A 21352-nucleotide genomic window follows, 5' to 3' on the forward strand; every position below is an offset into this window, starting at 1 on the left:
GCCTTGAATGAGTGCACCATTCAGGAGGGGCGCGGCATGACGACTTTCGTTGACGTTACAAATGCCTACAGGGGGGCATGGGCGCGATGGCACGTTTTTGTGCCGGTATACATCGCCGTACGGCTGCTGCTGGTGGCCCTGATTGCGCCCGGCGTGGCGATTGCGGTGAACTTGGCGGTCTCGCTGTCCGATCAGACCGCCCTGACCGATCAGGATATCGCGGCTTTCATCCTGTCTCCGGTCGGCTTCGTGGTCGCGATCGCAGTTCTCAGCATCTTTCTGCTGGCTGAAGTGTTGGTGTTTTCCGTCATGGCCGGATCACTGCGGATGGGGGAAAGCGACGCGTGGCGGGCGGGCAGTTCCGCGATCCGTTTGATCCTGTCGCGCTTGCCTGCGCTCTTTAGTTTTGCCGCGCGGTTTATTTTGCGGGTTTTGCTGTTGATTCTGCCTTTCGCGGCCGTCTCGGCCCTGATCGCGTGGTGGACGCTGACGGAGTATGACATCAACTACTACCTGACCTTTCAGCCTCCGTCCTTCTGGATTGCGGTAGGGCTGATCGGGGCAGTTATGTTGGCGATGGCATGGGTGTTGATCCGCCGGCTGTCGGCCTGGGCGCTGGGTCTGCATCTGGTCCTGTTCGAAGGGGTTGCTCCGGCTAGCGCCTTTAACATCAGCGCCAACCGGATGGAGGGTAAACGCGGGCGGTTGAAAATTGAGCTGGCGATTTGGCTTGTCCTGCGCCTTGTCATTGCCGGTTTGATCGCAACTGTTGCAGGGCTTCTGTTCGATCTGGTTCCGTTGCAAGGAGCGGCGCATCTGCGGCTGGCACTGATCTATAGCCTGATCGTTGCGGGTCTGTGGTCGCTGGCCGGGCTGATCCTGGCGGCAACTGCACTGGGCGCTCTGGCCGTGTTGCTGGATGGGTTTTTCGAGATCAAGACCTCGGAACCGCCGCACCCAGAGCCGGGCAACCTGCGTGTGCCGCTTTTGGGCGCCGTCGGTGCGGCCGCTGTAGCGGTGCTGATCGGGCTATGGCTGGGGCAAGGCCTGCTTGAGAACATTCAGGCCCCAGACCGGGCCGAGGTTATTGGACACCGGGGCGCGGCGGCGTTGCGGCCCGAAAACACCATGGCTGCTGTTGAAAAAGCGATCGAGGATGGCGCGGATTGGGTCGAGATCGACGTGCAAGAATCGGCGGATGGTGTTGTAATTGTGGCCCATGACAGTGATTTCATGAAACTGGCCGGTGTGCCCACCAAGGTTTGGGATGCCACGATGGAAGACGTGGCCAAGATCGACATCGGCAGTTGGTTCGATCCTGAATACGCCGATGAACGCACCCCGACCCTGCGACAGGTTCTGGAGGCAGCCAAAGGCAGATCCAAGGTTATTATTGAGTTGAAATATTACGGCCACGACGTCGATCTGGAAAACCGCGTCACCGCGCTGGTGGAAGAGTTCGACATGCAAGACGACATCGCCACCATGTCGCTGAAATACCCCGCCGTGCAAAAGATGAAAAAGCTGCGCCCAGATTGGCGCGCTGGTGTTCTGGCGGCGACTGCCGTCGGCGATCTGTCCGGGTTGGAGGGTGAATTTGTCGCCGTTAACGCAGCGATGGCAACGCCGGGATTGGTTCGTAGCGTTCAGGCGGCAGGCAAGGATATCTATGTCTGGACTGTAAACGATCCACTGCAAATGTCTGCCATGGCCTCAATGGGTGTGGACGGGTTAATCACCGACCGCCCCGCCATGGCAAATGAGGTCCTGCGCGTTCGTGCCGAGATGGGTCCGGCTGAGCGCCTTTTGCTGTGGTTCGCCACCACCTTCGGAATGTCTGTTGATACCGAGACGATGCGCGATGAAAGCCCTTAAGTCAGCCATCCTTGTGATATTGATGGCGGAACCTGCGGCAGCACAGGACATCCTGCGCAATCTGGAAATGCCCGCCCACCGCGCGTTGATTGCAGCCGCGGCCGGTTCCCCTCTGACGCCATTTGAAACCGACGGCTGTTCTGGCGGTTTGTCATCAAGCTGGCGCTTCGTGGCCGAAACCTTTCCCAAGTTCCGCGCGCTTTATCAGACGCATCCGCCGTGGGAATATTGCTGCGTGACCCATGACCGCGCATATCACAATGCAGGAGCCGGGCTTTTTGCCGAGGACAGCTATACCGCGCGCTTGTCCGCCGATGATACGCTGCGCGCCTGCGTCAAGCAGCATGGCGCGGATCACGCGGAAGAATACGCTGTCCTCTACGATATGACACCCGACCAGATTCGCACTGCCCATTCAGTCACGGCCGAGGCGATGTATGCAGCGGTCCGGTTTGGGGGTGCGCCCTGCTCGGGGCTGCCCTGGCGTTGGGGGTTTGGGTATCCGGGATGTTCGGTGTTTCCGTCTCTTGCACCTGCGCGCGAATGACGTGGTGACAGCCCTTGGATTTTCGATTATCCAACATTTCAAATACGCGAATTGGGAATCTTTCAGATGGCTGAACACAAGCACGGCGAAATGGACATCAAAGTTCAGGAAAAAACCTTTGACGGCTTTATCAAGGCCACCACCTGGTGCGTGGTTGCGATTGCCTTCCTGTGCCTCTTCTTGGCGGTTTTCGCCTCTTAAATTCAAGAATCGGGGTCGGTTGTGATCAGGATTTTAATGGCCTGCCTGCTGGCAGTGACAGTGGCCGGCTGCACCGGATCGCAACGCCCGCAAGCCGAGCAGGCCGAGATCGTGTCGCGATCTTATCGTGATCCCGGGCCGTCGACCCTGACCCTTTATACGATGATCAGCACCCGGACGGGTTCGGGTGCCCACACGTCGCTGATGATCAGTGGCAGTGAAAGGGTGATCTTTGACCCTGCGGGATCATTCCGGGCGGATGTGGTGCCGATCAAGGACGACGTCCTGTACGGCATCACCCCCAACGTGGAACGCGCTTATCGCAGCAGCCATGCGCGTGAAACGCATTATGCGCGCATCCAAACCGTCGAAGTGACCCCCCAACAGGCCGAGATTGCCCTGCAGCTTGCCAAGCAGTCAGGGCCGGTTGCAGGTGCGTTTTGCGCCAATTCGACGGCTCAGTTGCTGCAGCAGGTGCCGGGGTTCGAGCAGATCGAAACCACCTTTTATCCCGTCAAGCTGTCGGACCAATTTGCCCAGCTACCGGGTGTTCAAACCGCCGAGTACCGGGAAAACGATGACGCCGATCTGCAAACCGGTCTCGCCTTCAACAATGCGCGTTTGAACCAGTTGGAGGCTAGCTCAGCCCAATAGGTAGAGCAGTCCGTAAAGCGTTGCGGCCCCGCTGAAGATGGCTGCGATCACGTTCTTGGTGACAATCCCGACGGCCAGCGTGACCGCAGCGGCGGTCATTCTTGGGACATCTGGCTGCCCTTCGGTCGCGGTGGGCCAGACCACCAAGGGCGCGATCAGGGCCGGTACTATAGCCACCGCCGTGTAACGCAGGTGCCGCAGCAGCCATGCGGGCATCGGGCGGTCGCCAACGATGCCGATAAAAGTAAAGCGCAGGGCAAAGCTGCCCACGGCCAACCCGAGGATGATGATCCAGATGGTGGTCGTGTCGATGTGGGTCATGATTTCCTACGCTCCAGAAACAGCTCGGCCTGCGCACCTGCGATCATGCCCGCCGTGCCAGCAATCAACAGACCCAGATTAAAGGGCACAGCCACGGTCAATAGCGCGACCACGATGGCAACCAGAGCGGCGATTACATGCGCTAGCGTGCGCATCATCGGGCCGATCATGGCCAGAAAGGTGATCGGTAGCGCAAAGTCCAGCGCCCAGCTTTCGGGAATTTGCGTGCCCAGAACCGCCCCCAGATAGGTCGCCAACAACCACAACGGGGTCAGCGGCGTTGCGGTGCCAAAGAAATAGACCATGCGTTGCGGGATGGTCATGTCCGGCTCTTTTTCGAACCGCATGATCGAGCAGGCATAGGTCTGGTCCACTGTCAGATAAGCCGCACAGGCCCGCTGCCACAGCGGTGCCGCCCCCAGATACGGCGTCAGCGAGGCGGAATACATCGCAACCCGCAAGTTCACCGCCAAAGCCGAGGCCAGCACGATCGCAGTGGGTGTATTGTCCTGCAAAAGCTGCAAGGCGGTGAACTGGGCGGCCCCGGCAAAGACGGTGGCGGAAAAAGCCAGCGTTTGTACGACGTTCAGCCCGGCTTCGGTCGAAAAGACGCCGAACAGGGTACCAAAGGGGATCGCAACAAAGATGAACGGCGTCCCGTCGCGAAAACCCTTCCAGAAGTATGACTTGGATGTGGTGTCTGCCATGGCTAAATCCTATGGTGTTATCCGCAGCAGTAGCGGTCTTGGGAAAGGGTTGCAATTGGCCACCGAACAGAACCTGTCAGACTATCTCATTGCCCCTGATCCGGGCGCTGCCCGCCTGACCCGCGCGGTCGAGGGCGTGGACCAGAATGGTGAGGTCAGCCACATCTCGGTGGTCGAGGAACGCCCGCTGACCATTTTCCTCAACTCGCAGGAAATCGTGACGGCGATGACAATTGGTGATTATCCCGAATATCTGGCACTGGGCTTCCTGCGCAATCAGGGGATGCTGCTGGCCGATGATGACATCACCCGCGTTGACTATGACGACGATCTGGAAACCGTGGTCGTGCGGACCGCGCGTGAGACATCCTATGAGGACAAGCTCAAGAAAAAGACCCGCACCAGTGGCTGCGCAGTGGGCACGGTCTTTGGCGATATGATGGAGGGGCTCGAGGGTGTGCGCCTGCCACAGGTTCAGGTTCGGACCTCGTGGCTGTATGATTTGGCCGCCAAGATCAACCGCACGCCGTCATTGTACCTTGAAGCCGGGGCGATTCACGGCACGGTGCTGTGCCACGAAAGTCGCCCTATGGTCTATATGGAAGACGTGGGTCGTCACAACGCTGTCGACAAAATCGCGGGCTGGATGCTGTCCGAGGGCGCGGTGGCCGAGGACAAGATCCTCTATACGACGGGCCGTCTGACCTCCGAGATGGTGATCAAAACGGCGATGATGGGCATTCCGGTGCTGGCGTCCCGGTCCGGGTTTACGGCGTGGGGCGTCGAGATCGCACGCGAGGTCGGCCTGACCCTGATCGGTCGAATGCGCGGCCAGCGGTTCGTGTGCCTTTCCGGCGAGGACCGCCTGCTGCGCGACATCGACCCGGCCAGCGTGGCGGTTGAGGATAAGAAAAACAGGCGGAAGAGTGCGGAGTAGACATTGACTTACAAATATCACTTGTCAGAACAAATTGACGACAAGATCCTCGTTAGAGCCATGGGTAAGTGCAGGCAAAGTAACACCGGAAAAGGCGCTTACTGGGGCTACGTGGCATTGGATTCAATAAGAGGAATTTTGGCTGTTGTTGGCGGAATTGTTGTCGCTTTCATAGCGTTTCGTGCGCTTGGCGCTCTCCCTCTGACACAAGGTCTTTTTGCACTTGTATCCGGAGGGATAATTGGAGCTGGCGTGCTTTTTTTTGCGGAACGTTTTTCCAGAAGGCTGAAAGTCAGGCAGATGATGGCATCGCCAATTTACAACGGCGGAACTGACTTTACATTCACACCAGACGGTTTGGATATGCGGTCGCCCTATGTAACTTGGAATGTTTCTTGGCGTGCTGTTGAGAAAGTTATCGAAGATAAGGCTGGGTTCTTCTTTTACGCTGGTGCTTTCGTCTATGTGCTGCCCAAGAAACTTCTGAGCACAGGGGACGCTCAGAACTTCCTTGGAACGGTTGAAAACTGGCGTTCTGCGGAGAGGGCAGCTTGACCCGCCCCCTCGGCATCATCCTCGCAGGCGGTCTGGCCACCAGGATGGGCGGCGGTGACAAGGGCCTGTTGCAAATCGGCGGACAAAGCCTGCTTGGTCATGTGATCGACCGCTTGTCCCCGCAGGTGGACAGTCTGGCGCTGAACGCCAATGGCGATCCCGCGCGGTTTTCCGACCTGAACCTGCCGGTGATCGCGGACACGGTCGAAGGGTTCGCGGGCCCTCTGGCCGGTGTTCTGGCTGGGCTGGACTGGGCCGCCGAAGAAGGGGCCGATTGCATCGTCACCGCCGCTGCCGACACGCCATTTTTTCCGCGCGATCTGGTGGCCAGACTGGTAGACGCCGCCGAAGGGCAGACCCGTCCGCTTGTGCTGGCCACCACGCCGCGCGCGGGAGATGAGGCGCTGAAATCCGGCGGTGGCAAACGTGTCAACCGGCACCCGACCTTTGGCCTCTGGCCCGTTGCGCTGCGCGAAGATCTGCGGGCGGCGTTGCAGGATGGGCTGCGCAAGGTGGTGATCTGGACCGACCAGCATGACGGGCGCGAGGCGCTGTTCCCCGCCGACCCGTTCGATCCGTTCTTCAACGTCAACACGCCCGACGATCTTGCGCGGGCCGAACAACTGTTGGAGCAGGCATGAGGGTTTACGGCGTCACCGGCTGGAAAAACGCTGGCAAAACCGGGTTGATGGAGCGTTTGGTTGCCGAGATCACCGGGCGGGGGTTCTCGGTCTCGACCCTTAAACATGCGCATCACAGCGTCGATGTGGATCAGCCCGGTACTGACAGCTATCGCCATCGTACCGCGGGCGCGTCCGAGGTGCTGCTGGCCTCGGGTCAGCGTATCGCGATCATGCAAGAACTGCGCGGCGCGTCTGAGCCTTCGATGGATGAACTGCTGGCGCGCCTCGCTCCGGTCGATCTGGTATTGATCGAGGGGTTCAAACGCGCGGGCCACCCCAAGGTTGAGGCCTTCCGGGCCGAGGCCGGGAACGCCCTGATGGCCCCTGAAAACCCGACGATCCGCGCCGTGGCCAGTGATATGCCGCTAGAGGTCGACCAACCGGTTTTTGACCTGAACGATACCGCCGCGATTGCCAATTTCATCCTCAACGAGGTGGGTCTATGACCAAACCCGACATCGCACCTCCGCCCTTGCGCAACGATTGTTTTGCTTTGCCAGCTGGGGTGAACTGGACCCCGGTGGATGAGGCTTTGGCCTTGTTGCGTGACCGTTTGACGGTGGTTGCCGGGGTGGAAACCGTGCCTTTGATGCGTGCAGCGGGGCGTATTCTGGCAGGCGACGTTATGTCCAAACGTGCGAACCCGCCGCAACCCAATACAGCCGTGGATGGTTATGGATTTGCAGGACCCGCCACAGAGGGGCCTCAGGTTCTGCCCTTGCAGGACGGGCGCGCGGCGGCCGGTATTCCTTACGAAGGGGCGCTTGCAGCAGGCCATGCCTTGCGTGTGCTAACCGGGGCGGCTTTGCCCGAGGGCGTGGATACTGTAATTTTGGAAGAGGACGTGACCGTTCAGGACGGCCATATCGCCTTTCATGGGCCGTTGAAGCGTGGCGCGAACACTCGCAAAGCGGGCGAGGATGTGTCGCAAGGCGATTTGGTTTTGCCGGAAGGGCGGCGTCTGACCCCAGCGGATTTGGCGCTTTTGTCGGCCACGGGGATGGCCGAGCTTACAGTCCGCAAACCGCTGCGCGTGGCAGTTCTGTCTACCGGGGATGAGTTGGTCGAACCCGGCGATTCAGCCGGGCCCGGTCAGATATACGACGCCAACCGTCCGATGTTGTTGTCCTTGTTGGAGGGGATGGGGTTTGGTGCAGTCGATATGGGCCGGGTTCCCGACGACCGCGAGGCGCTGCGGGCCCGTCTGAACCAAGCTGCTGAACAGGCGGAAGTGATCCTGACAAGTGGTGGCGCTTCGGCCGGAGATGAGGATCACGTCTCGGCCCTCTTGCGGCAGGCAGGGGCGATGCAGGAATGGCGGATTGCACTGAAACCGGGTCGGCCTCTGGCGCTTGGGATGTGGGACGGAACGCCTGTGTTCGGCCTGCCGGGAAACCCGGTGGCCGCGTTGGTTTGCACGTTGATCTTTGCACGTCCTGCCTTGGGTCTGTTGGCAGGCGAGGGTTGGCTGGAGCCGCAAGGATTCGACGTGCCCGCCGCCTTCGAGAAACGTAAGAAACCGGGCCGCCGCGAGTACCTGCGCGCCCGTGCGCGCGATGGACGGGTCGAGGTCTTTGCATCCGAAGGATCAGGCCGGATCAGCGGGCTGAGTTGGGCAGAGGGTCTGGTCGAAATCGAGGATGGCGCGCGCCATATCCAACCGGGCGACCCCGTCCGTTTCATCCCGTATGGCAGTTTTGGCCTTTAATCGAAGGTCCCGGCAACCCGTCCCAGCAGCATGAACGCCCGCGCGGTGCGTGTATCGCCCAAGGCGGTCAGATCAGCATCACTGGCTTCGGGTTCAAACTCGATAATCATATGGTCGAACCGGCGCAGGAAATGGTGGGCAGCGTCCCGGAAAATCGGGTCTTGCTTCATCCGGGCCGAGGTCAGCGCCAGAGAGGAGCGGTCCCGGATGCCGCCCAAAGCCGCCACGGATCGGCCCCGCGCGCCTTGCGCAAATTGCCGCCAAATCTCGGGGCGCGCCATGTCGGGGCGCAGGTCATCCATGTAGATGCCTTCCTGGCTAAGCAAGGTCAGAACATCCTGAGACGCCTGTACCAGTTGCGCCGCCTTGCGATCCTTCAGCGCCAGCCGCAGGGCGTTGAACCCTTCGGTATCTTCCTGGGTTTCCGGGAAATTCAGTGCGCGAATAAACACATCATTGCTGAGCGGGGGCGCGATATCTTCGGCCTGCGTACCCAGTTCTAGCGTGGTCTGATCCCCGTTTGCGTTGGGCGATTTCCCTCGCACCGGCTCAGTACGTTGGGTCGAGAATGTGGCCAACGCGGTTTCGGTCTTCTTCGCGGTCTCGGCAATCTGGTCCAGCTTTTGCGTGACCGCAGGCTCATACCCGCTGGAGCTGCGCTGTTGCTGGGCGATGAACGTATTGCGCAACGCATCGATCGAGGTTTGCAGCCGCGTGCTTTCCTCGCGCATGATACGGCTGGCCCGCATCGCAGTCGCTGCAACCCAGATCATCGCAACGGGCATGAACACCGCCAGCAATGTCACCACAAAGCCGCCACCTTCGACCTTGTCGGGCAGCACCAGAAACACGACCGAAACGATCAGCCAGATCACGCTGAGCGCGATGGCCGCGATCTCGATCTCGGTCAGGGCAGGCAAGGCGGGCTTGTCATAGATACCTAGCGAAGTTGGCTGCTCGGCTTCCTGCTCTGTCGTGGGGTCGGACATGCGTGCGCTCCGGGGTCAGGCGTATTCGATAGTCAAGATCTCATACGAGCGCACGCCGCCGGGGGTGCGCACTTCGACGCTGTCGCCTTCATCCTTGCCGATCAGCGCGCGGGCGATAGGGGATTTGATGTTCAGCAGACCCGCTTCGATATTGGCCTCATACTCGCCCACGATCTGCCAGGTCTTTTCTTCGTCGGTATCTTCATCAACCAACGTGACCTTGGCGCCGAATTTCACAGCACCGGACAGCTTTGCCGGGTCGATCACGTCGGCCAGCGACAGGATGCCTTCAAGCTCTTTGATCCGGCCTTCGATAAAGCCCTGTTTTTCGCGGGCCGAGTGGTATTCGGCGTTTTCTTTCAGATCGCCCAACTCTCGGGCCGAGGCGATGGCCTCGATGATCGCAGGGCGCTCGACGGATTTGAGGTTTTTGAGCTCGGCTGCGAGCGCGGCATTGCCCGCAGGCGTCATTGGAATTTTTTCCATATTCTTGTCGTCCACGCGTAAAGTGATTAGCCCCGCCGCACGAAATAGGCGCCGGGGCGAATGAATGGGTCGTCAATTACCTGACCCAAATGGCGTGGAAAATGCAAGGGGGCTAAATCGCCCCGATGCGGATTACAGCCTAGGCGTAGCTGATCACCTCGAATTCGATGCCATTGTCATCGTCGAAATAGAATCGTTTGCCCGGTTCGTAATCCGCGTGGGATTTTGGCGTGAATCCGGCCTTGACGACTTTGGCCTCGGTTTCGTCGATATCTTCGACCAGAACACCCACATGGTTCAGCCCGCCCACGATGTCATAGCTGCTTTCGGGCGACGGTTTCGGATCGCTGGGCGCATAAAGCGCCAGATAGGTGTGCGCGCTGCCAACATGGACGGTGTATCCTCCGGCAATGGCCGGACCCTCCCACCGGGTTTTCCAGCCAAAGACGTCGTGCATCCACTTGGCCGAAGCCTGCGGGTCGCGGACGGTAAAGTTGGTGTGTTCAAGCGTCGCCATCATGGGATCTCCTTTGCGAATTGAGGCTTGTCCCGACTCACCGTAATTTCTAAACCTAACTTTAGGTCAAGAGATTTATAGAGGTTGAAATGGCGGTATCCGAAGGACTGGCAATTGGAGCTTTGGCCCGGCGCACAGGATTAGCGGTGTCGGCCATTCGCTACTATGAGGCGCAGGGGCTGATCACACCGTGGCGCAATGCGGGCGGGCAAAGGCGCTATCAGCGTGCCGATATCCGGCGGTTAAGTTTTGTTATGATCGCCCAGCAATTCGGTCTGTCCCTGCCGGAAATTCGTCAGGTGCTGTCGGGCCTGCCCGGAAACCGCACTCCCACGCCGCAGGATTGGAAAGAGATCAGCGTCGGGCTGCGCGCGCACCTGGATCAGCGAATCGACACGTTGACCCGGCTGCGGGACAATCTGGATGGCTGCATCGGCTGTGGCTGTCTGAGCTTGCCCAAATGCGCGCTCTACAATCCCGATGACCGGGCAAAATCCAAAGGAAGCGGCCCCAGATACCTCATGGGGGACACTCCTGAGGGCCGAAGTGTCGAATAGCGGCATTGTTACGCCGTGTTTCGATTGACCTATGTCTTTCTCAGCATGTAATCAGCCGTGAAACAAAATTGCGCCAGCCAAGCTGAAACAGCGCCAATTCGGAAAGTTAGCTAAGGAGCCCACGATGGCCGATATTGAACGCGAAGCGATGGAATATGATGTGGTGATCGTGGGCGCAGGTCCTGCGGGCCTGTCGGCGGCCATCCGTCTGAAACAACTGGATGCCGATCTGAACGTCGTGGTGCTTGAGAAAGGCTCGGAAGTGGGCGCGCACATCCTGTCGGGCGCGGTGCTGGACCCGTGCGGCCTGGATGCCTTGATCCCGGACTGGAAAGAAAAGGGCGCGCCGCTGAACGTGCCGGTGCATGAAGACAATTTCTATATGCTGGGTGAAGCCGGTCAGATACGTATCCCAAACTTCCCCATGCCGCCGCTGATGAACAACCACGGTAACTACATCGTCTCGATGGGCAATGTCTGTCGCTGGATGGCCGAACAGGCCGAAGAGCTAGGCGTGGAAATCTTCCCTGGCATGGCCTGCTCGGAGCTGGTCTATGGTGAGAATGGCGTAGTCAAAGGCGTGGTCGCCGGTGTCTTCGGTCTGGAAGCGGATGGTTCCTATGGCCCCAACACCGAACCGGGGATGGAACTGTACGGCAAATACGTCTTCCTGTCGGAAGGCGTCCGTGGCTCGCTGTCCAAGGAAGTGATCGCCAAATACGACCTGCAAGCTGGGAAAGAGCCGCAGAAATACGGCGTCGGCATGAAAGAGATCTGGGAGATCGACCCGGCCAAGCACAAGGAAGGCACCGTGACCCACACCATGGGCTGGCCCTTGGGCAGCAATGCGGGTGGCGGATCGTTCATTTATCACCTGGAAAACAATCAGGTCTATGTCGGTTTCGTGGTGCACTTGAACTACAAAAACCCGCACCTGTATCCCTACATGGAGTTCCAGCGCTTCAAGCATCACCCGATGGTGGCCGAACTGCTGAAAGGCGGCAAGCGCGTGGCCTACGGTGCCCGTGCGATCACCGAGGGCGGCTATCAGTCGATGCCTAAGCTGGTGGCACCGGGCGTGGCGCTGCTGGGCTGTTCGGCGGGCATGGTCAACGTGCCGCGCATCAAGGGCAACCACAACGCGATGCTGTCGGGCAAGGCCGCAGCCGAGGCCGCCTTTGACGCCATCAAAGCCGACCGCTCGGGTGACGAACTGACCGCTTATGAGACTGACGTACGCGACGGCGCTATCGGTGCAGACCTGAAGAAGGTGCGCAACGTCAAACCGATCTGGTCGAAATGGGGCCTGACCGCATCGCTGATGCTGGGTGGTCTGGACATGTGGACCAATACGCTGGGCTTTTCGCTGTTCGGCACCGTGGGCCATGGCAAGAACGACGCCGAGGCGACTGAGGACGCCAGCAAACACAATCCCATCGACTATCCCAAACCCGATGGTGTGCTGTCTTTCGACCGTCTGACTAACGTCTCCTTCGCGGCCACCAACCACGAAGAAAGCCAACCCTGCCACCTGAAGCTGGCAGACCCGGCGATCCCAGTCAGCGTCAACCTGCCCAAGTTCGATGAACCGGCACAGCGCTACTGCCCGGCGGGTGTCTACGAAATGGTCGAAGACGAGAACGGCCCGCGATTCGTCATCAACTTCCAGAACTGTGTTCACTGCAAGACCTGCGATATCAAGGATCCCAGCCAGAACATCACCTGGACCACGCCGCAGGGCGGTGACGGGCCGAATTATCCCAACATGTAAGCAAAAAACAGGCAATGGCGGCGTCGTGAAGGCGTGGCCATTGCCTCTTTCCGGCCGAAGCCCTAGCTTGTGTGGCAGTCAACAATAGCAAGGCAGGATTTCGGTGGCATCCCGTTTACGTCGCGCAGCACTGGCTGTGCTGTTTACTTCTACCTTTGCCATTCCGTCACTCGCAGACACGGGGTCCGGGGCGTATCTTGCCGGGCGTCAGGCAATTTTCCAAAGCGATTACGCGGCGGCCGAGCAGTATTATTCCGAAGCGCTGCAGGCTGATCCCGAAAACAATCAACTTCTTGAAAGCGTGGTCGTGGCCCGCTTGTCGCTGGGCGAGATCAAGCGTGCCCTGCCTGTCGCTGAGGCGATAGAGGAGCGTGGCATGCCAAGCCAGGCGGCGCGCATGGTGATCGCTGCCAATATGGTCGCAGATGGCGCGTTGGACGAATTCCTGGAGCGCGACTCGGAAACGCAGGGTGTTGGGCCGCTGGTCGATGGTCTGATGATGGGTTGGGCCCATATGGGTCAGGGCGCGATGACCAACGCGATGGAACAGTTCGACCGGGTCTCGACCCAGGAAGGCCTGCGCGAATTCGCGATGTACCACAAGGCACTGGCGCTGGCTTCAGTCGGGGACTTCGAAGGGGCCGAGGCGATCTTTTCGGCGGATAACGATGCGGTAGCGCGGTTCACCCGCCGTGCCGCGTTGGCCCGAACCGAAGTATTGTCGCAATTGGACCGCAACGAAGATGCGTTGCTTTTCCTCAGCACAGTGTTTGCCGCCGGAAGCGATCCGTCCATCGAAGGGTATGAGGCGCGATTGGCCGCGGGCGAGACCTTGCCATTTACCCATGTCCGTACCCCGCAGGATGGCATGGCCGAGGTGTTCTTTTCCGTCGGTGCCGCGCTTAGCAGCGAAGCCGCCCAAACCTATGTACTGCTATATGCGCAGGTCGCCGCGTTCCTGCGCACAGACCATGTCGACGCGATCTTGCTGACGGCTGAACTGCTGGATGCGTTGGAGCAATATGATCTGGCGGTTCAAGCTTATCGCCGGGTTCCTGCTGACAGCAGCGACTACCATGCCGCCGAACTGGGTCGGGCCGAGGTTCTAAGCCGGGCAGGCAAAACCGATGCCGCGGCCGAAGTGTTGCAATCCCTCGCCGCGCAAAGCCCGGATTTGCCCAGCGTGCATGTGGCATTGGCTGATTTGCAGCGGCGGCAAGAGGATTACGCTGAGGCCGTTCAGACATATGACAAGGCCATCGAACTGATCGAGGAAGGTGCGGGCAGCAATTGGTTCCTGCACTACGCCCGAGGCATCTCGCATGAGCGTCTCAAGCAATGGGATCAGGCCGAGGCCGACTTCCGCCGCGCGTTGGAACTGAACCCGGACCAGCCGCAGGTGCTGAACTATCTGGGCTATTCGCTGGTCGAGCGGCAGGAAAAGCTGGATGAGGCGCTGGACATGATCGAACGCGCCGTGGCAGCCCGCCCGGACAGTGGCTATATCGTTGACAGCCTGGGCTGGGTTCTGTTCCGTCTAGGCCGCTATGACGAAGCCGTGGGCCATATGGAACGCGCGGTCGAGCTGATGCCGGTTGATCCGGTGGTCAACGACCATTTGGGCGATGTTTACTGGGCTGTTGGCCGCGCGCGCGAGGCTGAGTTCCAGTGGAAACGCGCCCTGTCCTTCATCGACCCCGAAGACACCGATGGCGAGGCTGACCCGGATCGCATACGCCGCAAGCTGGAAATCGGGCTGGACGCGGTTCTTGTCGAAGAAGGGGCCGAGCCGCTGAAGGTCGCCAATGAAGGCTGAGGCATTTGCCCCTGCCAAGATCAACCTGACCCTGCATGTGACTGGCCGCCGAGCGGATGGTTATCACCTGCTGGATTCGCTGGTGGTCTTTGCCGATGTGGGCGACAGGCTGCAGTTCACCCCGGGCAACGATTTGTCGATTGCTGTGACGGGTGAACACGCCGATGGCGTTCCCACGGACAACCGCAATCTGGTCTGGAAGGCCGCACAGGCAGCGGGCTGGACCGGGCATATCGACCTGAACAAGGTGCTGCCGCATGGAGGCGGCATTGGGGGCGGGTCCTCGGACGCGGCGGCGACGCTTCGGATGGCGGCAAAGCAGGGCAGGACAGTCTCGCCCGACGTGGCCTTGTCGCTGGGGGCCGATATCCCGGTCTGCGTCGCGGCTCAGGCCATGCGGATGCGGGGCATTGGGGACGATCTGACACCCGCTTCGATGCCTTCTCTGCCAGCCCTGTTGGTTAACCCTTGCGTCGAAGTCCCCACCGGGCGCGTGTTCGCGGCATTGGAAAGCCGCGACAACCTGCCGATGCCCGCAGAGATCCCCGAATTTGAGACTGTCGAGCTCTGCGCCGATTGGTTGCGGGATCAACGCAACGACCTTGAACCGCCAACAACGGGCTTGGCTCCCGAAGTCGCCCGCGTTTTGGATGAACTTGATGGCACCAAAGCGGCCCTTATGGCCCGCATGTCAGGGTCGGGTTCGACCTGTTTTGCGCTTTACCCCACGATGAAAGACGCGCATTTCGCCGCTTATGAGATTGGCGCAGCCCATCCAAATTGGTGGTGCCGCGCGACTCAGCTTAATTGAGGCGCGAAACCACGTAGTCGGCCAAATCACGCAACAGCGTGCGGATCTCGTGGTCGGGCAGGGCGTCCAGCGATTCTTTGGCCTTGTTCGCCCAGCCAAAGGCATCCGCTCGCGTCGCTTCAAGCGTACTGTACTTGGCCATTAGGCCAAGGGCATGGTCCAGATCGCCCTCTTCCTGACGACCGCGCCCAATGGTGCGCTCCCAGAAGGCGTGTTCGTCGGGCGTGGCCTGTGCCACAGCTTTGATCACTGGCAGGGTCAGCTTACGCTCGCGGAAATCATCGCCCACATTCTTACCTGTGGCTGCGCTGTCGCCTTGGTAATCCAGCAGATCATCCGCAATCTGGAACGCAATCCCCAGCGCGTCGCCATAGTCATAAAGCGCCTTGACCTGTTCCTCGGTTGCGCCGGAAATTACGCCACCCACCTCGGTCGCGGCCGAGAACAGCGCCGCCGTCTTGCCGCGCACAACCTGTAAGTAAATCGCCTCGGTCGTGCCCAGATCGGTCGCAGCGGTCATTTGCAGCACTTCGCCTTCGGCAATCGTGGCCGAGGCATTGGCCAGAATATCCAGGACCCGCAGCGATCCTGTCTCAACCATCAACTGAAAGCTGCGAGAGAACAGGTAGTCGCCGACCAGAACGCTGGATTTGTTGTCCCACAGCAGGTTCGCTGTAGGCCGCCCGCGCCGCTGGGCACTTTCGTCGACCACATCATCATGCAGCAGGGTTGCGGTGTGAATAAACTCGACCGTCGCGGCCAGACGAACGTGGTGATCTCCGGCATAACCAAACAGCCGCGCCGCCGCCAAGGTCAGCATCGGGCGCAGGCGTTTGCCGCCTGCTTCGACCAGATGCGCGGTGACTTCGGGAATGCGCGGCGCGTGTTCTGACGCCATGCGCGTGCGGATCAACTCGTTGACCGCGCCCATTTCGCCCGTCAGGATTTCCGCCAAACGCTCATGCGGTTTTGTGACCGTGTCGATATTCATCACACCCTTGATACAAGGCTCGACATCGCGGCCGCCTTGCCCTTACATCCATCCCCATGAAAGAACTTTTGCGCAGCACTGATCCGACGATTCTGGCCTTTGCATCCGCTCTTCTTGAGGGCGAGGATATAGACTGCTTTCAGATGGACGTAAATATGAGCATCCTCGAAGGTGGCATCGGAATCTTCCCCCGCCGCTTGATGGTGCGCGCCGATGACCTGACCCGCGCCGAACGTGTCATGCACGACAATGATATCCCTTTGGGTCGATGACACTGTTTGCTGACGCCGACCTGACCCGAAATGACTTTTTGGGAGGACGTGTGCGCCTGCGGCAACCCCGTAAGGGGTATCGCGCAGGCGTGGACCCTGTTTTATTGGCCGCATCTGTACCCTCAATGCCCGGCCAGACGGTTCTGGAATTGGGGTGTGGTGCTGGGGCCGCCGTTTTATGTCTGCTGGCGCGGGTGCCAGACCTGCAGGCTGTGGGGGTCGAATTGCAGCCTGCTTATGCTGATCTGGCGCGTCGGAATGCCGCTGAGAACGGCACCACGCTTGAGGTTTTTGAGGCTGATCTGACCGCTTTGCCGTCCGATCTCAAACAGCGCCAGTTCGATCACGTTATTGCGAACCCGCCCTATTATCGGGCCGGAGCGCACAGCCCTGCGGCGGATGAAGGCCGTAGCGCCGCATTGGGTGAAAACACGCCGTTGAACCTTTGGATCGAGACTGCGGCCAAACGCCTTGCCCCCCGGGGGTATCTGCACATGATTCAGAAAGCGGACCGGTTACCAGATATGCTGGCCGCCTGCGAGGGGTGCTTGGGGTCTGTCGAAGTATTGCCATTATCCGCCCGTGTTGGTCGACGTGCTGAACTGGTTATTCTGAGGGCTAGAAAGGGCGGAAAAGCCGCGTTTCAACTGCATGCCCCGCTGGTTCTCCATTCAGGTGAGCGCCATGAGGTAGACGGTGACAGTTACACTCCGCCAGTTTCGGCCGTATTGCGCGAAGGGGCTGGCTTGCCCGGATTTTCCAGCTGACAGGCATTAACCAGCCGATTTTGTCGGATTTGTTATATTTTCTATGCACCCGCAGCGTGACAGGGTGGAAACGATGTGCTCAACTTCTTACGTGAAACTCAGACATCAACAGAGGAGTACCGCCATGAGCGTGAGCGCACACCTGACCGAACTGAAGAAAAAGCACGAAAACCTCGGTCTTGAAGTTGAACAAGCACAACGCTCGCCTGGTATCGACGACCTTCACATTGCTCAGCTCAAAAAACAGAAACTAAAGCTCAAGGAAGAGATTGAGCGATTGTCGAGTTAATGGCGCATACTGGCCCGGGCGGCGATTGTAGCGCCGCCAGTGATTAAAACGGCCGCGATCGCCAGACCCCAGCTTGGGGCGGCGATCCCGGCGACCACCAGAACAAGCGTAGACAGAAGCGGGGCCGCGTAAGATGACGTGCCCAGAATTTGAATGTCTCCCTGCTTGACCCCGATATCCCAGACATAAAACGCCAAGCCAACGGGCCCCAGCCCAAGAGCTATGACCGATCCCCAGCTCAGAATGGTTTCTGGCCAGACTGTCTCTTCAATGGCGATGTGCAAAAGGCCCGAGGCAACGGCCGTGGCCACACAGAACACAGCGACCGAACTGGTTGGCGTGTCGCCCAGACGACGCGACAGCACGGAATAGCCCGACCATGTCAGCGCGCACAGCAGTGCCAGTGCATAGCCAGGCAAATGTTCGGCCTGGAAACCGCTGCTACCCCCACCCGCGATGATCACGGCGGCCCCGGCGAAACCCAGACAGGCTCCGATCAAATGGCCGATCCGCAGATGTTCTCCGGGCAAGAGCCCCGAGAGCAGAACAATCAGCAGAGGCCACAGATAGGCGATCAGCCCGGCCTCTGCGGCAGGGGTCATTCGCAAAGCCGAGAAATACAGCGCATGATAGCCAAAAAGACCGATTGTCCCGAACAGATAGGTGGTCCAGGGGATTTCTCGAAGCTGACTCAACCCGCCTGTGGCCCATGTCCAAACCAATCCCAGCGTCCCCCCGATGGAAAAGCATAGGGCGTTCAGCAGCAAAGGCGGCGTGGGCGCGGACCCAACCGTAAAGAGGGCCAGTAGGGCCCAAAGCAGGACGGCGACAAAACCGATTCCTGTTGCGTGCGTTCTTGTCACGGTGCGGGTACCTCTTCCACAGGAATGATTTCGAACTCATCCGATAAGTGCGCAGTCTTTTCAATCTCGGACATGAACCAATCGCGGAATGCCGCAATCTGAGGTCTGCTTTCGGCCCCTTTCAGACACAGGAACCGGAATCGTCCCATGGTCTCGATTGCGACCTTGAAGGGGGCGACCAAACGGCCTTCCGCCAGGTCCTTGATAATCATAGCCCTTCGACCGAGCACGACGCCCACTCCGGCAACTGCCGCGTCAATCGCATGATCCGCGTTGGAAAAATGCGCGCCGTGCTGTGGGTTGAAGTCTACCCCGACGGCCCGAAACCAGGTGGGCCAGTCAGACGGGGGCCGCAGAAACGCAATCGAGTCGTCAAAGATCAATGGCGCCTCCCGCAGGCTTTCAGGCGTTGGGAATTGTTCGGCCAAATCCGGGGTCATCACCGGGGTCAGCCATTCCTTGCGGACGGGCACGGAATACAGGCCCTCATCCCCGCCATAGCCAAAGCGGATCGCCACATCCACATCGTCCCGTTCGAGGTCCATGTTACGTAATGTGGCCGAGAACTTCAGGTCGATCTCAGGATGCGCTCGGGCAAAGTCATATAGTCGGGGAGCTAGCCATTTGGCCGTCAACGCCGGGCCCGCCGTAACGGTCAGACTGGTATCATTCCCTTGCCGCCGGGCGGCCTGCCACGCGGCTTGCAATGTGGCGAACCCGTCTGCCGCGCCAGGGGCTAAGGCGCGCCCAGCCTCTGTCAATTCCACCGCCCGATTGAGGCGACGAAACAGGGGGCGTCCCAGATGTTCCTCCAACGACTTAATCTGAAAGGACAAGGCCGCGGGCGTGACATGCAGTTCCTCAGCAGCCTTGGCAAAGGACATGTGACGGGCGGCGGCATCAAAGGCGCGCAAGGCGGTCAGCGGCGGAAGGTAGTCGCTCATAGGGCAAGAAATTCTTAATTGAGATCAGAAAAAAGCTCGTTTGTCGCTCTAGAAAATAAGCCTCATATTGATCTCAAGTCAAACAAAGCTGAACTGAAAGGATACTTGTCATGATCGAGGCTACCTCCAGCCCCTCTGTCGCCCGCGCCTTTCGGCGTGCCCATTTCGAACGGTCCCGCGCGATCGGTGACTTGGTGAAGTGGCTATTTGGTTCCCGCTGAGCGCAGCGCGCGCGTTCTTACGGGATAATACGCGGCTCCAGTATTGCTTTGCGGTACTGGGGCTGCTTCTTATTTGGTAACAATACTGTTGTATTCGCTAAGTATTGCTCCTTACGGTAAAGGCTCCTAAAAACTACGCCTTTCCCCGCCGTTTCCCCGCCGTTTTACAGCAAGCCATCCATAGCGTTCATCGCTTGAGCGCGATCATCGTCGTCCGGTTTCTGGTAACTCATCGTTTGTTCCGGCGATGCGTGGCCCATAATACCTTGAAGCACTCGAATGTCCGTCCCGTTGCGCAGCATCATCGTGGCAAAAAAGTTGCGCATCCCGTGCGCCGGACTGAATGCTTGTGGCAACCCCAAGTTCCGCTTAACCCGGCGACCCGCATCTGACGCCGCACCCATTGACCGTGGACCACCGGTCTTACCGGGGAACACGAAGTCACTGCCCCCCGCCTTAAGTTTCGCCCTGCGCAGCACGTGGAGAGCGTCAGAGACAAGCGGAACGGTTCTTTCGCTTGTACGCGTCTTGGGCGGTCCTAACACCCACTCTCCGGCCTTGTCCCGCGTTAGGTTCCGGCGCACGTGCAGTTGCTTGCCGTCAAGGTCAACATTGTCCCAAAGCAGTCCACCTGCCTCGCCGCGTCTAAGTCCGGTCAACGCGCATAGCCGATACAGCAACCCGTGTTCGGTGAGGTCAAGTGCGTCCAGAAACCGTCTAACATCCTCAAGTGGCGGCACCACTCGTTCTCCGTGGCGTGGCGTCTTGGGCAACCGGGCAGCGGAACACGGATTGTAGACTATCTTGCGGGACTTCACCGCGTCATTCAGCGCACTGCTCAAGATTGCCTTGAAGTTGACCAGTGAACTTGCCCCCACTCCGCGGTCACGCATTGCCGACAACCAGAATTCGATTTCATCGACCGACAGTTTCGCCAATGGCACCGAGCCTATGTGTGCGTTCACGTCGTCAATCACTGACCTATAACCCGCAGCCGTGCTCGGTCGAATAAGGTTCATGCGTTCCCGGTAGTCGACCCAGGAGCTAAGATATGCGGCCAGTGACCCCTTGCCGAAGGTTCCGCCGACCAATTCTCGCTTGGCAGCTTCTGCCTTGGCTTCGGCGTAAGTTTTGAATGTGGCTGAGGGCGCGTGAACACGTTCGCCGTTGGGCAAGGTGCGTTCTGATTTCACCCGCCAACGCGGTTCGCCTTTCTTGGTCTTTGTGCGCTCAATGCTAGCCATCTCGGTTCCTCCTGTACTGTGCGCCAGACTTACAGCTTGGGCCGCACCAAGCAGCCGACGACCGCTTGGGGACGATGTGGCGGTGGCAATACCCGCAACGGATGATGCTCTTGCCTTCGATGATTGTGTGAACCCCAGATACAGCGACTGCGGTTAGTGGGTCGCGTGCATTGGGGAAGAAGTTATGCTTGGCCGTGAATTCCCAGACCAGATGTGGACCGAGTATTTCAGCCACTTTCCCCATTCTGGCCGCATTTGGCACCGGATAGAGGGCGCTCTCGTTGCCCTCACCGGTTACATAGGCCAGCTTTAACAGCTTACACGCCTCTACAACGCTCTCCAGCGGCCCGAGGTCCGTGGCTCCGGTCAATTCGGCCAGTGCTGCGGCCAACGCACCCATCTGCGCTTCGGTTCGCGGCACGTACTCCGCAATCAGGTAATGCACAGCCCTGAACCGCAGTTCGTTGTCCTGTGCGTCCGCTATCTCACGGAGCAAGGCTTGTTGTCGCTTGTCGATCATCTGTATTCCTGTCTGTACGCTAACTCTTATCTTTTTTAGTATAGGACTTTACCGGGGAAGTAAAGTTATAGTATAGGGAGCTATACCGTTATAGACCTATATTGGA

At 59.4% G+C, this 21352-nt stretch carries 26 protein-coding genes; 16 read left to right on the plus strand and 10 right to left on the minus strand.

Annotated elements, in window-relative coordinates; translation table 11 throughout:
* The first annotated feature begins 36 nt into the window (after positions 1-36).
* The 4 genes from GOV79_RS10005 to GOV79_RS10020 all read left to right on the plus strand — a co-directional run bounded on the left by GOV79_RS10005 (position 37) and on the right by GOV79_RS10020 (position 3277).
* Positions 37-1875, plus strand: coding sequence for a glycerophosphodiester phosphodiesterase (locus GOV79_RS10005; protein ID WP_170789677.1), 1839 nt, complete (start codon positions 37-39; stop codon positions 1873-1875).
* A complete protein-coding gene (locus GOV79_RS10010) occupies positions 1862-2422 on the plus strand; it encodes a hypothetical protein (RefSeq protein WP_170789678.1) in 561 nt (186 codons plus the stop codon). The genes GOV79_RS10005 and GOV79_RS10010 overlap by 14 nt, the downstream gene beginning before the upstream one ends.
* A gap of 66 nt (positions 2423-2488) precedes the next feature.
* The gene (locus tag GOV79_RS10015) at positions 2489-2623 is read left to right on the plus strand and encodes an aa3-type cytochrome c oxidase subunit IV (RefSeq protein ID WP_170772630.1); all 135 of its coding nucleotides are present in this window, start codon (positions 2489-2491) and stop codon (positions 2621-2623) included.
* A 21-nt stretch (positions 2624-2644) separates the two neighbouring features.
* A complete protein-coding gene (locus GOV79_RS10020; protein ID WP_170772628.1) occupies positions 2645-3277 on the plus strand; it encodes a hypothetical protein in 633 nt (210 codons plus the stop codon).
* Here the strand turns inward: GOV79_RS10020 and GOV79_RS10025 are convergent.
* Positions 3266-3598: an AzlD domain-containing protein gene (locus tag GOV79_RS10025; protein WP_170772626.1), complete on the minus strand. Its 333-nt coding sequence runs from the start codon at positions 3596-3598 to the stop codon at positions 3266-3268. The genes GOV79_RS10020 and GOV79_RS10025 overlap by 12 nt on opposite strands.
* On the minus strand, positions 3595-4305 hold the full coding sequence (locus GOV79_RS10030) for an AzlC family ABC transporter permease (RefSeq protein ID WP_170772624.1): 711 nt from the start codon (positions 4303-4305) through the stop codon (positions 3595-3597). Before GOV79_RS10030 ends, GOV79_RS10025 begins: the two co-directional genes overlap by 4 nt.
* A gap of 49 nt (positions 4306-4354) precedes the next feature.
* Between GOV79_RS10030 and GOV79_RS10035 the strand changes: the two genes are divergently transcribed.
* From GOV79_RS10035 to GOV79_RS10055, 5 genes are read left to right on the plus strand one after another with little or no spacing between them, the layout of a single operon-like run.
* Positions 4355-5242, plus strand: coding sequence for a formate dehydrogenase accessory sulfurtransferase FdhD (locus GOV79_RS10035; protein WP_170789816.1), 888 nt, complete (start codon positions 4355-4357; stop codon positions 5240-5242).
* A 3-nt stretch (positions 5243-5245) separates the two neighbouring features.
* A complete protein-coding gene (locus tag GOV79_RS10040; protein ID WP_170789679.1) occupies positions 5246-5797 on the plus strand; it encodes a YcxB family protein in 552 nt (183 codons plus the stop codon).
* The gene (gene mobA, locus GOV79_RS10045; RefSeq protein ID WP_170772619.1) at positions 5794-6438 is read left to right on the plus strand and encodes a molybdenum cofactor guanylyltransferase MobA; all 645 of its coding nucleotides are present in this window, start codon (positions 5794-5796) and stop codon (positions 6436-6438) included. Before GOV79_RS10040 ends, mobA begins: the two co-directional genes overlap by 4 nt.
* On the plus strand, positions 6435-6926 hold the full coding sequence (gene mobB, locus GOV79_RS10050; RefSeq protein WP_170789680.1) for a molybdopterin-guanine dinucleotide biosynthesis protein B: 492 nt from the start codon (positions 6435-6437) through the stop codon (positions 6924-6926). The genes mobA and mobB overlap by 4 nt, the downstream gene beginning before the upstream one ends.
* Positions 6923-8188, plus strand: a complete 1266-nt coding sequence (locus tag GOV79_RS10055; protein WP_170789681.1) for a molybdopterin-binding protein — start codon at positions 6923-6925, stop codon at positions 8186-8188. The genes mobB and GOV79_RS10055 overlap by 4 nt, the downstream gene beginning before the upstream one ends.
* On the opposite strand, the gene GOV79_RS10060 is transcribed toward GOV79_RS10055, so the two are convergent.
* From GOV79_RS10060 to GOV79_RS10070, 3 genes are all read right to left on the minus strand, one after another.
* Positions 8185-9177, minus strand: coding sequence for a hypothetical protein (locus GOV79_RS10060; protein WP_170772613.1), 993 nt, complete (start codon positions 9175-9177; stop codon positions 8185-8187). The genes GOV79_RS10055 and GOV79_RS10060 overlap by 4 nt on opposite strands.
* A gap of 15 nt (positions 9178-9192) precedes the next feature.
* Entirely contained in the window at positions 9193-9663 is a 471-nt protein-coding gene (gene greA, locus GOV79_RS10065; RefSeq protein ID WP_170772611.1) for a transcription elongation factor GreA, read from the minus strand.
* A gap of 139 nt (positions 9664-9802) precedes the next feature.
* Complete coding sequence (locus GOV79_RS10070; RefSeq protein WP_170789682.1) at positions 9803-10183, minus strand: VOC family protein; 381 nt, start codon at positions 10181-10183, stop codon at positions 9803-9805.
* A gap of 86 nt (positions 10184-10269) precedes the next feature.
* Here GOV79_RS10070 and soxR point away from each other — a divergent pair, with 86 nt between their 5' ends.
* From soxR to GOV79_RS10090, 4 genes are all read left to right on the plus strand, one after another.
* Positions 10270-10737, plus strand: a complete 468-nt coding sequence (gene soxR / locus GOV79_RS10075) for a redox-sensitive transcriptional activator SoxR (protein WP_170789683.1) — start codon at positions 10270-10272, stop codon at positions 10735-10737.
* Positions 10738-10861: 124 nt separating this feature from the next.
* Positions 10862-12508: an electron transfer flavoprotein-ubiquinone oxidoreductase gene (locus tag GOV79_RS10080; protein ID WP_170789684.1), complete on the plus strand. Its 1647-nt coding sequence runs from the start codon at positions 10862-10864 to the stop codon at positions 12506-12508.
* Positions 12509-12611: 103 nt separating this feature from the next.
* Entirely contained in the window at positions 12612-14324 is a 1713-nt protein-coding gene (locus GOV79_RS10085; protein ID WP_170789685.1) for a tetratricopeptide repeat protein, read from the plus strand.
* Positions 14314-15135, plus strand: coding sequence for a 4-(cytidine 5'-diphospho)-2-C-methyl-D-erythritol kinase (locus GOV79_RS10090; protein ID WP_170789686.1), 822 nt, complete (start codon positions 14314-14316; stop codon positions 15133-15135). Before GOV79_RS10085 ends, GOV79_RS10090 begins: the two co-directional genes overlap by 11 nt.
* Here GOV79_RS10090 and GOV79_RS10095 read toward each other — a convergent pair.
* Positions 15128-16126, minus strand: coding sequence for a polyprenyl synthetase family protein (locus tag GOV79_RS10095; protein ID WP_170784952.1), 999 nt, complete (start codon positions 16124-16126; stop codon positions 15128-15130). The genes GOV79_RS10090 and GOV79_RS10095 overlap by 8 nt on opposite strands.
* A gap of 56 nt (positions 16127-16182) precedes the next feature.
* On the opposite strand from GOV79_RS10095, the gene GOV79_RS10100 reads away from it, so the two are divergent.
* The 3 genes from GOV79_RS10100 (at position 16183) to GOV79_RS10110 (ending at position 17454) form a co-directional block, all read left to right on the plus strand.
* Positions 16183-16398 (plus strand): putative signal transducing protein, encoded by a 216-nt coding sequence (locus GOV79_RS10100; RefSeq protein WP_170353555.1) that lies wholly within the window; start codon positions 16183-16185, stop codon positions 16396-16398.
* Positions 16395-17165 (plus strand): tRNA1(Val) (adenine(37)-N6)-methyltransferase, encoded by a 771-nt coding sequence (locus tag GOV79_RS10105; protein WP_170784950.1) that lies wholly within the window; start codon positions 16395-16397, stop codon positions 17163-17165. Before GOV79_RS10100 ends, GOV79_RS10105 begins: the two co-directional genes overlap by 4 nt.
* Positions 17166-17289: 124 nt before the next feature.
* A complete protein-coding gene (locus GOV79_RS10110) occupies positions 17290-17454 on the plus strand; it encodes a YdcH family protein (RefSeq protein WP_170772595.1) in 165 nt (54 codons plus the stop codon).
* On the opposite strand, the gene yddG is transcribed toward GOV79_RS10110, so the two are convergent.
* From yddG to GOV79_RS10130, 4 genes are all read right to left on the minus strand, one after another.
* A complete protein-coding gene (gene yddG / locus GOV79_RS10115) occupies positions 17451-18317 on the minus strand; it encodes an aromatic amino acid exporter YddG (RefSeq protein WP_170789687.1) in 867 nt (288 codons plus the stop codon). The two genes, GOV79_RS10110 and yddG, sit on opposite strands and share 4 nt — an antisense overlap.
* On the minus strand, positions 18314-19261 hold the full coding sequence (locus GOV79_RS10120; protein ID WP_170789688.1) for a transcriptional regulator GcvA: 948 nt from the start codon (positions 19259-19261) through the stop codon (positions 18314-18316). The genes yddG and GOV79_RS10120 overlap by 4 nt, the downstream gene beginning before the upstream one ends.
* Before the next feature lie 385 nt (positions 19262-19646).
* Positions 19647-20726 carry a tyrosine-type recombinase/integrase gene (locus GOV79_RS10125; RefSeq protein WP_170789689.1) on the minus strand — a complete coding sequence of 360 codons (1080 nt, stop codon included), beginning with the start codon at positions 20724-20726 and terminating at the stop codon, positions 19647-19649.
* Entirely contained in the window at positions 20719-21246 is a 528-nt protein-coding gene (locus GOV79_RS10130; protein WP_170789690.1) for a hypothetical protein, read from the minus strand. Before GOV79_RS10130 ends, GOV79_RS10125 begins: the two co-directional genes overlap by 8 nt.
* Between the last annotated feature and the right edge of the window lie 106 nt (positions 21247-21352).

Source organism: Ruegeria lacuscaerulensis (genome assembly GCF_013034745.1).
GTDB classification, from domain to species: domain Bacteria; phylum Pseudomonadota; class Alphaproteobacteria; order Rhodobacterales; family Rhodobacteraceae; genus Ruegeria; species Ruegeria lacuscaerulensis_B.